Here is a 12,609-nt window from a genome sequence, read left to right as displayed (position 1 = left end):
GTCTAAACGGTTCCCGATCGGCTTTTTCGAACGCTTCTCAGGTCGACCGCGAGATTGATCAGGATGCCCACGACGGTGAGCGCGAGGAAGGTTACTCCCAGCGCCCCCATCCCGAACTGATCGAGCACGACCGCACCCACGAGGGCGCCCGCGCCGATTCCGAAATTGAAGCTCGAGGTGTAGATCGCGCTCGCGAGATCGCGATGCTTCGACGGGGCGACCGCGAGCAGTCGCGACTGCAGCAGGGTCGGGAGAAATCCCATCCCGAATCCCCAGAGAATGATGCCGAGACCGGCGAGGATCGGGAAGCCGGCGAGTAGCGCGAGCGATCCACCGCCGAGCAAAAAGAGCGCGAAGGCCACGTAGAAGCCGGTGCTCATCCGCCCGGTGAACAGAGTTCCAGTCAGCGCGGTGGCTATTGCGGCGGCGACCCCGTAGGCGAAGAGCACGATCGGTAGCCACAGTTCGGAGACGCCGACGGGGCCAAGCAGATAGGGCGAGATATACGAATAGAAGGAGTAGTGGCCGGTCATCATGACGAGCACGAGTACGCACAGTGCCACGACGAGCCCCATCGATTTCTGCGGTCGGCGCTGCACCGGGATGCTATTCGTCATCGCCTGCACGTCACCGATTGCTTGCGGCGAGGGCAGTTCGACCGCGGCTGTGGCGGGGGCCGGGCCATCGCCGACTCCCTTGGGCAGCACGAACCACAACAGCACCGCAACCGCCAAACAAATGACCGCAAGCACTACGAATGTGGCCCGCCAGTCAAGCAGCTGTCCGAGTGCAGTGCCGAGCGGCACACCGAGCACGAACGCCAGCCCACCGCCGCCACCCGTGATCGATACCGCCTTGGTGAGTTGTTCGGGCCGCACGAGCGTCCCGGTGTACGAGGTCACGGATGCCCAAAACACGCCGTGCGCAATACCGTTCAGGATGCGGCTGAGCAGCACGAGCGTATAGGTCGGCGCAACGGCGGTCAGGATCGTGCTCACCGCAAAAAGGGTGAGCACCGACACGAGCAGGATGCGTTTGGGCACGTGCCGTAGGAGCATCATGAGCGGCGTCGAGGTCACCACGACCGCGAATGCGAATACCGACATCAACAGTCCGATTTGGGATTCGGTGACCTGCAGATCGGGTGCCATGAGGTGCATAAGCCCGGTCGGCAACATCTCGATCGTGATCGACATGAACGTGGCCGCCGCAAGGGTCAGTAGCGGCGCGATTGGCAGCTTGGCCGTGGTTTCGTTCGTCACTAATGAAGCCTATCGCGCGTATTCAACGCAATGCTCGGCGCATCTCCCGTACGCTAGCGTCTGTGACCGAATCGACTTCACTCGCAACAAGCACAGCAGCAGCCCCGAACCACTGGATCCTCACGCTCGTGTGCCCGGACCGTTCGGGAATCGTGCACGCCATGACCGCGGCGATTGTTGCTTCTGCCGGAAACATACTTGAACTGCAGCAGTTCTCTTCGCTCGACACCGACCGCTTCTTCATGCGCGTCGAAATCGACACCCCGGTGACCAGGGGTGCCCTTCTTGCCGAGATTAATCCGGTGGCGGAACGCTTCGGCGCGGAGATTCAGCTTGATGCCGCAAATCGACCGATCCGCACGCTCGTGCTCGGCTCCACGGCTGAACACTGCGTGAATGACCTGCTCTTCCGCCAGCGCACCGGCCACATTTCGATTGCGGTGAAACGCCTCATGGCGAACCACGCCACTCTCGAGGGCCTCGCCAATTTCTACGAGGTGCCCTTCGAGCACCGGCCGATCAAGAGCGCCGAAGACAAGGCAGCCTTCGAGAACCGGGTGCGCGAGGTTATCGCGGAAGAGGACATCGAACTGGTCGTCCTCGCTCGCTATATGCAGATTGTTTCCCCCGAACTCTGCGAGGAGCTCGAGGGGCGTGCAATTAATATTCACCACTCCTTCTTGCCCGGCTTCAAGGGGGCGAACCCCTACCGTCAGGCGCACGAGCGCGGGGTCAAGGTGGTTGGCGCGACGGCACACTTTGTCACCACCGACCTCGACGAGGGTCCAATCATCGAGCAAAACGTGCGTCGTGTCGACCACACCGACACCGTCAAGCAGCTGCAAGCAATGGGGCAGGATGAGGAATCCCGCACCCTGACCCAGGCCGTGAAGTGGTTTGCCGACCACCGCATCCTGCTCGACGGTCAGCGCACGATCGTCTTCCGCTAGCCCCGCGCCCGCCTCACCCCCGGAAATCTTGGTCACATATGCGACCAAGATCGCCTCAAAAGCGGACGTTTGTGACCAGGATTTCCTAGGGCCTGGGCCTGGGCCTGGGCCTGGGACTAGGGCCTGGGCATAGGGCCTAGGCCGTGGGCGCGGGGATGCGCTCCAGCACGGCATCGATGATGCGGTGTCCCGCGCGGTCGCGCAGGGTCATGAGCGACTCGGGGTGGAATTGCACCGCGTACCAGCGCTTCTCGGTGTGTTCAATCGCCATCGGGATGCCGTCGTCATCGCTCGCAATGACCGTAAGTCCCGCGGGAACGGTCTTCGGGTCAACATAGAGCGAGTGGTAGCGACCGGTAACAAATCGTGTCGGCAAGCCGTCGAGGAAGCCCGGTGCGACGATCTCGACGTCCCGTTCCTGTCCGTGCAGCGGATAGCCAAGCTGTCCGAGTGAAGCGCCGAGGTACTCCCCGATCGCCTGTTGTCCGAGGCACACGCCAAATACCGGCAGCCCGCGCGCATCCAGCTCGGCGAGAATTTCGCCATCCTTGAAGTCGCTTGGCGACCCCGGGCCCGGTGACATGACTACGAGCGTGGGATCAAGCGCATCCAGCTGCTCACGAAGCTGCTCTACGGGCACCCCGCCCTTGGGCACGCGTACGGTGCGGACCTCCGCGCCCGTCTCACGCATATAGCCTGCGAGCATCTGCACGAAGGAGTCTTCGTGATCGAAAAAGAGGATGCGATGGCCGGTACCGAGCGGCGTTTCGGCCTCCAAGGTCGCGGTCTGGGACTCGATTGGCCGGGATGCGATCGCTTCGAGCAGCGCCGAGGCCTTCATCTCGGTCTCGCGCTCTTCGTCTTCGGGTACCGAATCGATGAGCAGGGTGCCACCCGCGCGCACCTCGGCGATGCCATCGCGGATCATTGCCGCGCGGATCGTGAGGCCCGTATTCACGTCGCCGTTGGCATAGAGCGCACCGAGCGCGCCCGCGTACCAGGTGCGCGGTGAGCGCTCGTGTTCGTCGATGAAGCGCATCGCCCAGATTTTTGGGGCGCCGGTGACCGTCACGGCCCACATGTGCGTCGCGAAGGCGTCGAGGCCGTCGAAATCTTCGCGCAGGGTTCCCTCAACGTGGTCCACCGTGTGGATCACTTTCGAGTACAGCTCAATCTGGCGGCGGCCAATAATCCGCACCGATCCCGGCTCGCACACGCGCGATTTGTCGTTGCGGTCCACGTCGGTGCACATCGTCAGCTCCGACTTGTCCTTTTCGCTATTGAGCAGCGTCTGAATCTGATCGGAGTCGGCAATCGCATCCACACCGCGGGCAATCGTGCCCGAAATCGGCGCGGTCTCGACGCGTTTGCCCTGCACCCGCACGAACATTTCCGGGGATGCGGTGATGAGAAACTCGTTTTCGCCGAGATTCATGATGGCGCCGTAGGGCGCGGGGTTCGCTTTGACGAGCGACCGGAAAATTGCCGCCGGCGAGGTACGCACCGGTTCGCGGAATGCCTGACCGGGGACGACTTCAAACAGGTCGCCGCGCGCGAAATATTCCTTTGCATCCTGAACGAGCTTCGCGTACTCCCCCGGTTCGTGGTCGCGGGATGCGGTGGCGTCGGTTGCGGGCGCGATAAAGGGCGCCGCGGTTTCGGTACGCGGCAATCCGGCGGTGGACTTCCCCTGATAGCTGAAGTCGAACTCATAGCGGTGTGCGTCGCCGCGCTGGCGGTCGACGGCGAGGATGCTGTCGGGCAGATACATCACCAGGTCGCGCTGGTCTCCCCCTGCGGGTGCGTCGAGGTGCTCGATCTGCCGGACGAGGTCGTAACCGAGCGAACCGTATAGCCCGAGGTGCTGCCCGTCCTGGGGCAATGCCGAGAGGATGTGGCGCAGCACCGCAAAGGAGGAACGGCGGCGAGTGCGCTGCTCCTCCGGCAGCAGTTCGTCGCGCTGCGGCGCGATACTGATCGAGGTTTCCCGGTCCCCCTGCCGAGTCACCGCAAATCCGTCGATTTCGCCGAGGAGGTCGTTGAAGGCCTCGAGCGGCACCAGTCCGCGATCGTTGAGCGCGCGAATCCGCACCTCAAACCCGCGCCCCTCGATCACGAGTGGCGGGTCTATAAAACCAATGTCCCATCGCGTGTAGCGTCCCGGATATTCGACTCCCGAGGCGAGCACGACACCCGCGCGGTCATCAAGACCTGCGATGATCTCGTCAATCTCGGCAGGAACGGCAACACGATCGGAAGCAACTACGGTAAGCACCCTCGAATCCTACGCTGCCGCGGTGGCGACTGCTTCGATGCGGCCCGCTCGAGCACGTGCCCGGCTGCCACGCCGACTATAGGCCCTGTGCGATTACCGCTGCGGCATGGCGCCACGCCTCGCGCGTTGCCGGGTGCAGGTTCGGGATGTTCAGCTCGCCACCGCCCACAAACTCCTGGTCATATGGCACTGAGACCACGGCGCGCGTGAGCTGGTCGAAGTGGCTGTGCAGTTTGCGCGTGAGCTCCGGGTCTTCCTTCGCGGAGGGCGAAGACAGGATTGTCACCGCGTTACCGAGGAGGTCGCCGTAGCCGCGTTCGCGCAGACCGTCGGCGAGCCAGGCGGCGGATGCGGCGGTGTCTTCGCGTGCGGTTGACACAATCACGAGCTGGTCGGCGACATCAAGCGCGGCCTCCCAGTTGGAGGCGCGCATGTTGTTCCCCGTGTCGATGACCATGATTCGGTAGAAGCGTGAGAGCACACGGTGCAGTCGGCTGAACGCATCGTCGTCGATGATCGCCGCTGAGGCTGCATCGTCGTCGCTCGCGAGCACATCGAATTTCGCGTCACCCTGATTGCGGACGAAGCGGTCAATATCGGAGATCGTGGCCCCGCCGGAGATCTCAAAGTGCGGCAGTTCGCGCAGCAGATCGACCGCGGTGTTGGTCGTGGCGCCCGGTCGCGAACGCCAACCGAGCGTGCCTCGGGTCTCGTTGTTATCCCACGCGAGGGTGTACCCGCCGCGCATCGTGCCGAAGGCGGCCGCAATCATCAGCGTTGCCGTGGTCTTGTGGGCGCCGCCCTTTGGGTTCACGACCACGATCGTGCGGGTGCCGTCAAATACCTTTTGGATCTGATCCATCTCGGTGCGCACCGTCTGCTCTTGCTTCCCCGGGCCGAGCTTGATCAAACCGCCGGATGCGCGGCGCAGATTTGCGCGCCAGCCCTTCTCCGCTGGTCGATGCTGTTGCTTCGACTTCGAGGCGAGGAAGTCGTCCAGCGTCGGCACGTTTCCAGCAGCCTCGGGCTTCGCCACGCGGCCGGTGGAGTGTTTCGCCTGGACGGATGCCGAGAGCAGGTCTTCGTCTTCGTCCGCTGCAATGCCGCTCGTGGCCGGAAGTTGTGGCACCGGTGGTGCCGACGGTACCTGCCGCTCCTGCCGTCGCGAACCGCGCGTGAAATTGGGGCGCCATTCGTCCTGTTCGGACTGGGCGGGGTCCGGATGCGTGGACTCGCGCTGCGCCGATTCAGGCGGGGCCGGCTCAAACGGCGCCGGCTCGGATGCCCGCTCAGCCTCGGCTGCCGACTCGTCTGTGGCAGGCTCAAAAGCATCCCGTTGCTGGGCCGCATCCGCTTCAGCCTCACCCGCAGCGGCCTCGTCATCCTCGAAGTCATGGTCAAGGCCCTCATCGTGGAACTCATCGGCGAGGTCCTCCTCGAGGTCTTCCTCATCGTCCTGATCCACGAATGCTCGGTCAACCCGAATCGGTTCGTCCTCGTAATCAACCGGCTCGGCATCGGGGTCCTGCGGCACATGGTCTTCGAATTCGGAGTGCTTGGCGATCATTCCGGGGCGCGGCAGCTGAATTGTCTCGTGCAGTGATTCTCGGTCTTCAGCGCTTTGCTGATTACCCGAAAACAGGTCGGCGTAGCCGCCGTCTGCGGCGGTCTCATCCCGTTCGGGCGTCAGCTCAATATCTCCCGGGCCGAGCGGCCGAACCTCGCCAATTTGCTCGAGGTTGCCATTCGGGTGGCATACAAGCGGGTAGATACCGTCGACATCGATGGTGGTGAGCTCGATCTCATGGCCCTCATCCACCGCAATTGCAATTGCGCGTTCCATCAGCTGGCCACGAAGTTCATCAGCGCTACCCGCGTGCATCCGGGTAATGCGGGAACCGTCACGGAGTTCTCCGTGACCGTCGACCCGGACCAGCGCGACTAATGAGCGTCCAGTCTGTTCTTGCGCCATGATTACCCTCCCAGGGGCCGGAAACATTATCCGCACCCAAACTTTTGTCTGCTGCCAAATTCTAGATGCGAGCGTTCAAATTCCACGGTTGCCTCGCGCGGTACTCGCTCGCTATGTCCATCAGACTAATTTCCGGTTGTTGGGGGTACCCTGCATCCATGACCGCATTGCGCCTTGCCCCGCTGACCGCTGACAATATTGTGGCCGCGAACGCTCTTTCGCTAAAGCCCGGCCAAGAAGCTTTCGTAGCGCCTGTTTCGCATTCAATTGCGGAGGCCTACGTCAACCAAGAAACGATGTGGCCGCGAGTCGTTGTACTCGGTGACGAAGTTGTTGCCTTCATCATGGCCACGTTCAACGAAGAATCTGATGACCCGCTCTACCGAGCCACCATCCTGCGCATGAATGTCGACGCCGACCACCAGCGCCAGGGTATCGGCGCCTTCGCGGTGGATGCGGTGCTCACCGAAGCACTCGAACGCGGCTTCAACGAAGTCGTCGCGGTCTGGGAAGAGGGCGACCTCGGCCCCGGCAAGTTCTTCGGCGCGATGGGCTTCAAGGTCATCGGCGAGACCCCCTACGGCGAGGTCATTGGCGAGCGCTCCCTCAAGGCCTAACCGCTAGTCCCTCGACCGAAGCGAGAGCCTCGGCAGCGTGCCGCCGGCTGACTCGAACGCGCTGATGTCGAGCACTTCGGTCTTATACCCGAGCGTGCTGAGCAGCTTCGCCGTTTCGGGCGCGGATGCGGGAATCGCGACGGTCTGCTCGTCAAGGACGATCACAGCAGCACCGCGCGGTTCAGGCACCGAGACCTGCTCCCCGAGCACCTCAGGATGCTCAATGGCCGGGCGCCAGACCAGCTTGGTGCCGTCGGGCAGCACCGACAGCACATCTGAAAGCGCAGACTTCCCTGCCACCGGCACGGCGACCACGCGATAGCCGCGGTCGCGGACCGCGGCACGCAGGCCGCGGAGCCCTGCCGCATTCGTGGCCGCGCCAACGCCCACGTAGAGCACTCCCGGGCCTTCGACGACGTCGGCGGGATCGAAAATTGCGGGGGCATCCAACTCATCGAAGACCGCACCGGCGTCATCAAGCGTCTGACGCACTGTGGCAAGCTCGCCGCGCCGCTCATCACCCTTGAGTTTGGAGAGCACGACCTGCTCGCCAAGCACGAGTGCGGTGTCGCCCACGAACGCGGCGCGGGCCTCGTTGTCTAGCTCGGGAATGGCCTGTGTCCCCCAGCCATACTCCTCGAACGCCGCGACCATTGCTTCCCACTGTTCGTTCGCTTCCTCACGAACCTCCGCATCCTGATCTTCGAGCATTGCGCTCGAGGGGATGCGAACGAACGCCGAGCCACTCTCAACGATTGAGGGCTGGGGTGCGGCTCCGGCGACATATCGTGCCGGGACGCCGGGAGCCGCCTCACCCAGCGCCGAGCGGTACACGGGCGGGCAAACGAGGGCCGCCGCGACAATACCGATCACCGCGAAGGGGAAGTTCAGCCCCACAAACTCACCAAAAATCACGTTCCACGCCTCCGCGTTCAGCGGGATTTCGTTCGTGAGAATCTGCAGCATGTACGCGAGCGTCCCGCCCACGAGCACCGCGAGCAGCCCCGCCAGTGCCGAAGTCCACCACGTGCGATACACGTTGACGTACCCGAGCGCCGCGAGCACCACGAAATAGATCACGACGGCGGGAAGCGCCAGCACGAACGCATTCGCGAAGGTCTCCCACGGCGACAGCACAAAGGTGAGATCACGCTCGTTCGTGAACAGCAGGGTGCCAAGCAGGGTGACTGCCGAACTCGCGAGTGCCGTCGTCAGGATTGCGCTGAAACGGAGGCCGGCCGGGGCTGACGTGGGGTGGGTCACAGGGTCCTTTTCGGTTTAGTGGAAGAAGTGGCGTTCGCCGGTGAAGTACATGGTGATGCCGGCCTTTTCGGCGGCGGCTTTCACCTCGTCGTCGCGGATTGATCCGCCCGGTTGCACGACCGCGCGCACGTTGGCCGCGGTGAGTACCTCGAGGCCGTCGGCGAAGGGGAAGAATGCGTCGGATGCGGCGACCGATCCAGCTGCGCGGTCATCCGCTCGGTTCACGGCGAGGTGGCAGGAGTCGACTCGATTGACCTGTCCCATGCCAACGCCCACGGATGCGCCGTCGTTCGCGAGCAGGATGGCGTTAGATTTCACCGCGCGCCCCGCTTTCCAGGCGAACTCGAGGTCGCGGAGAGTCGCCTCATCGGCGGGTTCACCGGTGACGAGCTCCCAGTTCTCGCTGAGTCGTCCCTCACTCGAGAAGGTGTCGGGAGTCTGTGCGAGAAAACCGCCGCTGATCTGTCGCAGCTCAATGTCTTCCCGACCGAATTCTTCGGGAACGACAAGGAGGCGGACGTTTTTCTTCTGGGTGAGCAGCGCCACCGCTTCCTCGTCGAAACCAGGAGCAACCACAACCTCGGTGAAAATCTCGCTGAGGGTCTGCGCCATTTCGAGCGATACTTCACGGTTCGCAGCGACGACGCCACCAAATGCCGACAGCGGGTCGCAGGCATGCGCACGTCGGTGCGCTTCAGCGATGGCTGCAGCCTCATCGAGCCCTTCGGGCGCAATCGCGATGCCGCAGGGGTTCGCGTGCTTGATGATTGCCACGGCGGGCTCCGCGAAGTCGTAGGCCGCACGCAGCGCCGCATCCGCATCCACGTAGTTGTTATACGACATTTCCTTACCGTGCAGTTGCTGCGCCTGCGCGATGCCGCGGCCGGCATGGTTGCGGTAGAGCGCCGCCTGCTGGTGCGAGTTCTCGCCGTAGCGCAGGGTCGCCTCCCGCGTGGTCTCGACCGTGAGTGATGCGGGGAAGATCGCCTCCGGTGCGTCGGTCGCCTCGTCATCACCGTTCTTGGCGGCTTCGGCAGCGAGTTTCTGCGCAAACCAGCCCGATACGTTCGTGTCGTATTCGGCAGTGTGCGCGAACGCTGCGGCGGCAAGCTCGCGGCGGTATGCGAAATCGGTACCACCGTTTGCCACCGCATCAATGATTTCGGCATAGCGTTCGGGCGAAACCACAATTGCCACATTGGCGTGGTTCTTTGCCGAGGCACGCACCATCGCTGGCCCGCCGATATCAATCTGCTCCACCACATCCTCGAAAGCGGCGCCCGAGGCAACCGTCTCCGCGAAGGGGTAGAGGTTCACCACGACGAGGTCAAAGGGCTTGATCTCGAGTTCCTCGAGCTGCTGCTCGTGGCTGGCGAGACGCAGGTCTGCGAGCAGCCCGCCGTGGACCGCGGGGTGGAGGGTCTTGACGCGACCGTCGAGGATTTCGGGGAACCCGGTGACCTCCGCAGCCTCGATCACCTCAACCCCCGCATCCCGAATCTTCTGCGCGGTGGAACCGGTGGAGACAATCTCCACACCGGCTTCCCCGAGCGCCTTCGCGAGTGATTCGAGTCCAGACTTGTCCGAGACCGAGATCAGCGCGCGGCGGATCGCGATCTGATCGCGTTCGCGGCGGTGTTCGATGATTTTGGGTGCGCTCATGCGGCAATCTCCTTGAGGTTAATGGTGCCCAAGGCAAGGTTGCGCACCGTTTCGGTCAGTAATTCGCGTTCGACAATCTTGATGCGCTCGTGCAGCGATTCTTGAGTGTCTTCGGGGTGGATTGGGATGCGCTGCTGCGCGATGATCGGACCGGTGTCCACGCCATTGTCGACAATCATGATGGTCGCGCCAGTCTCACTCACCTGCGCTTCGATCGCGTCGCGCACCGCGTGCGCCCCGGGGAATTCGGGCAGGTAAGCAGGATGCGTATTGAGCAGCTCCGGTGAGAGCGCATCGACCACGCGGGGTGGCACGAGTCGCATGAATCCGCTCAGGATGGTGACGTCCGGTTCCCAGCGCTGGATTTCTTCGAGCAGTGCGTCACCCCAGGCGGCACGATCCGGGTAGTCACCCGGCTGTACGAGGAACGTGGGGATGCTCCGCTCCGCCGCGAGCGCGAGGTTCGCTTTCGGTGTGTCGGCACCGATCGCAACGATTTCGGCGGCAATCGGCTGCTCCGAGTTGCGGCTGTCGTCGATGGCGTCGAGTAGGGCGCGGAGGTTTGACCCCGTGCCAGAAATGAGAACGACGAGCTTGAGCACTAGGCGATCCTACCGCGCCGCGGCCGAGTGCTATCGGTCGGCGTCCAGATCAATGTCTGCGTAGATATCTGGTTCGTCGGGACGTTGCACCGCGTCACGCAGTTCGGTGCGCTTTACGGGACGCTGGTACGGGCTCGGTGGGCGACGCTCCGCGGCATTTTCTTTGGCCGGTGTTTCGGGGTCGGGGCGCGCCTCTTCGGGATGCGCATCCTCACTGTCCCTTACGGTGGCATTCGGCGCGCTTCTTGGCGCAGCGTTCGGTGCGGTCTTCGAATCACGCTGGCTGTCGGGCTCGGCGTCGTCCTCATCATCGTGCCGACTCTCTCCCAAGATCCGTCCGATCACGTTGTGGAAGTGGATGAGGTGCGGCGCCGTTTTCGGATCCGGATCGGCGTCATCGAAGTCTTGCGCTTCTGGTTCAGCCGCGCGCTGCGTACCCCCGGAGCCAGCGGCCGCGGCGCGCTGTGCCCGCTTGAAACGCGATTCACTGCCGGGCTGCTTTTTCCGCGCGTGCGGTTCATCCGCATCCACTTCCGCCGTTGCGGGCTCGAGCCCCGATACGGACTCGAGCGGGAGGAATGCCCCCACTGCGCCACCAACGAGGAAGAGTGCGAGGGCGGCCAACAGCACCCAGCCCGGTTGCGGACCAAACTCCGTGAGTCGGCCGGGGCCGAGTGAACCGCGTGAAAGCTGCGCAAGAACCGCGAGTGTCACAGCTGCAAGCAGCGCGCCGAGCCCGGGTGGCAGCAACCGCTCCCACCAGGACTGTGAGTCAATGTCTTCGTTGCGTGCGCGAGCAATCAGGGCAATGACCGCGGCCAAGAGGACCGGCAGCGCAATCATTCCCCACCACAGCGGCGAAGCGCTCTCGGGGATCAGCCCGAGTAACGGAAGTACGGGAAGCGGCCCCGCGTCCACCCCACCAAGACCTGCTGCCGAGCCGGTGCCAAGCTGAATACCCGGTCCCAAGACCCAGGATGCCGCCCAGATGAGGAGTGTCGGCAGGTAAGCGAGCTGCATGGCACCCACTGCGATCACGCCGGGGATGTCGAGTTGGAGGGATTCCATGAGGCCGATGACGCGTCCCATGCTGGTGACGAGCGCCACGATCAGCAACAGGCTTGCGAGTGCGAACACTCCGGCGACCAGGCCGGTCGCGATGCGGACTGCACGGATGGCAGTGTCGGTGATCGTGTCGAGGCGGTCGCCGAGCCAGTGCTGCCAGGGTAAGTACTCCCAGATTCGAGTGCCGATCGCGAGCATCACGAGCCAAGTCAGCGTGCCGACGAGCACGGCGCCGGTGACGTCGATGCGCACGCCCTCGAACGTCGCGAACGCGGTCGAAAGCCACGCAACGATTGCAAATGCGGCTGTGCTGCCCAGCATCCCGCTCCACGGTGCGTCGTCATCTGCGAGCCGGTTCCCTGCTCGCCAGCCCATCCATGCGATAAACGCGGTGACTGCCAGCGGCGCGACCGACACAACGAAGCTGAACGGCTCAGCGATGCCGAGCCCGGGGTACGTAGCCGGGTCGATAGTGAACGCGACTCCCCCGCCGAGCCCGAGTGCCCAGATGGCGGCTGCGGTCGTGAAGGGAAGCTCAAAGTGCGTGGTCTGAAATCCACCCGTGATCAGCCAGCTTGCGACGGTGGCAAGCAGCGGCACACCGAGCCCAATGGCGACAGTGAGTGCCGCGTCGGCGATGGCGGCGATAAGGGAGGAAATGCGGGTCATGGCGTACCTGAGAGTAGTCGAGATGACTGGATTCGCCCTCGAGTCCGGGCCGGTCCCGCACGTTTTGCTCGGATTTCGACACATTTGGCTGGTGGCGCTGGCCGAGGTGCGGCCCAGGGTGCTATCTGAGGCGCTTCCGGGGTCATTTCTCGGGGCACGTCAATGAAAAAGTGCCACGAGAGGAGATATGACACGGCGTGTCCGGCGTGTCATCTCCTCTCGTGGCACTTTTTCAGATCAGGATGCGCGGCTTGCGGAGCAGACGCGGCCCC

General features: G+C 63.6%; 9 protein-coding genes. 2 read left to right on the top strand and 7 right to left on the bottom strand.

Features of this window, described 5'->3' with window-relative positions; genetic code table 11:
* Positions 1 to 2: 2 nt before the first annotated feature.
* Complete coding sequence (locus ACTHXA_RS12115; protein WP_441672710.1) at positions 3 to 1,262, bottom strand: MFS transporter; 1,260 nt, start codon at positions 1,260 to 1,262, stop codon at positions 3 to 5.
* A gap of 62 nt (positions 1,263 to 1,324) precedes the next feature.
* Here ACTHXA_RS12115 and purU point away from each other — a divergent pair, with 62 nt between their 5' ends.
* Positions 1,325 to 2,212, top strand: coding sequence for a formyltetrahydrofolate deformylase (gene purU, locus ACTHXA_RS12110; protein ID WP_441672708.1), 888 nt, complete (start codon positions 1,325 to 1,327; stop codon positions 2,210 to 2,212).
* A 136-nt stretch (positions 2,213 to 2,348) separates the two neighbouring features.
* Here purU and ACTHXA_RS12105 read toward each other — a convergent pair whose 3' ends face one another.
* A complete protein-coding gene (locus ACTHXA_RS12105) occupies positions 2,349 to 4,487 on the bottom strand; it encodes an anthranilate synthase component I (RefSeq protein WP_441672706.1) in 2,139 nt (712 codons plus the stop codon).
* Positions 4,488 to 4,563: 76 nt separating this feature from the next.
* Entirely contained in the window at positions 4,564 to 6,459 is a 1,896-nt protein-coding gene (locus ACTHXA_RS12100; protein WP_441672704.1) for a hypothetical protein, read from the bottom strand.
* Positions 6,460 to 6,617: 158 nt separating this feature from the next.
* On the opposite strand from ACTHXA_RS12100, the gene ACTHXA_RS12095 reads away from it, so the two are divergent.
* Entirely contained in the window at positions 6,618 to 7,076 is a 459-nt protein-coding gene (locus ACTHXA_RS12095) for a GNAT family N-acetyltransferase (protein ID WP_441672703.1), read from the top strand.
* A gap of 3 nt (positions 7,077 to 7,079) precedes the next feature.
* Here ACTHXA_RS12095 and ACTHXA_RS12090 read toward each other — a convergent pair whose 3' ends face one another.
* The 4 genes from ACTHXA_RS12090 to ACTHXA_RS12075 are packed head-to-tail and all read right to left on the bottom strand — an operon-like array spanning position 7,080 to position 12,337.
* Positions 7,080 to 8,339, bottom strand: coding sequence for a hypothetical protein (locus ACTHXA_RS12090; protein WP_441672701.1), 1,260 nt, complete (start codon positions 8,337 to 8,339; stop codon positions 7,080 to 7,082).
* Between the two features lie 15 nt (positions 8,340 to 8,354).
* Positions 8,355 to 10,001 carry a bifunctional phosphoribosylaminoimidazolecarboxamide formyltransferase/IMP cyclohydrolase gene (gene purH, locus ACTHXA_RS12085; protein ID WP_441672699.1) on the bottom strand — a complete coding sequence of 549 codons (1,647 nt, stop codon included), beginning with the start codon at positions 9,999 to 10,001 and terminating at the stop codon, positions 8,355 to 8,357.
* Positions 9,998 to 10,603, bottom strand: a complete 606-nt coding sequence (gene purN / locus ACTHXA_RS12080; RefSeq protein WP_441672697.1) for a phosphoribosylglycinamide formyltransferase — start codon at positions 10,601 to 10,603, stop codon at positions 9,998 to 10,000. Before purN ends, purH begins: the two co-directional genes overlap by 4 nt.
* 30 nt (positions 10,604 to 10,633) lie before the next feature.
* On the bottom strand, positions 10,634 to 12,337 hold the full coding sequence (locus tag ACTHXA_RS12075) for a cell division protein PerM (protein WP_441672695.1): 1,704 nt from the start codon (positions 12,335 to 12,337) through the stop codon (positions 10,634 to 10,636).
* Positions 12,338 to 12,609: the final 272 nt, after the last annotated feature.

This window comes from Gulosibacter sp. (assembly GCF_052090685.1).
In the GTDB taxonomy this organism is placed as follows: Bacteria; Actinomycetota; Actinomycetes; order Actinomycetales; family Microbacteriaceae; genus Gulosibacter.
Note: the sequence above shows the minus strand (reverse complement) of the source record. Positions and strands in the feature narration are given on the sequence as shown.

What these genes read in the sequence shown, in the direction of transcription:
- ACTHXA_RS12100 (WP_441672704.1), bottom strand. Translation starts at nt 6,459, where the DNA reads ATGGCGCAAGAACAGACTGGACGCTCATTAGTCGCGCTGGTCCGGGTC.
- ACTHXA_RS12095 (WP_441672703.1), top strand. Translation starts at nt 6,618, where the DNA reads ATGACCGCATTGCGCCTTGCCCCGCTGACCGCTGACAATATTGTGGCC.
- purH (WP_441672699.1), bottom strand. Translation starts at nt 10,001, where the DNA reads ATGAGCGCACCCAAAATCATCGAACACCGCCGCGAACGCGATCAGATC.
- ACTHXA_RS12075 (WP_441672695.1), bottom strand. Translation starts at nt 12,337, where the DNA reads ATGACCCGCATTTCCTCCCTTATCGCCGCCATCGCCGACGCGGCACTC.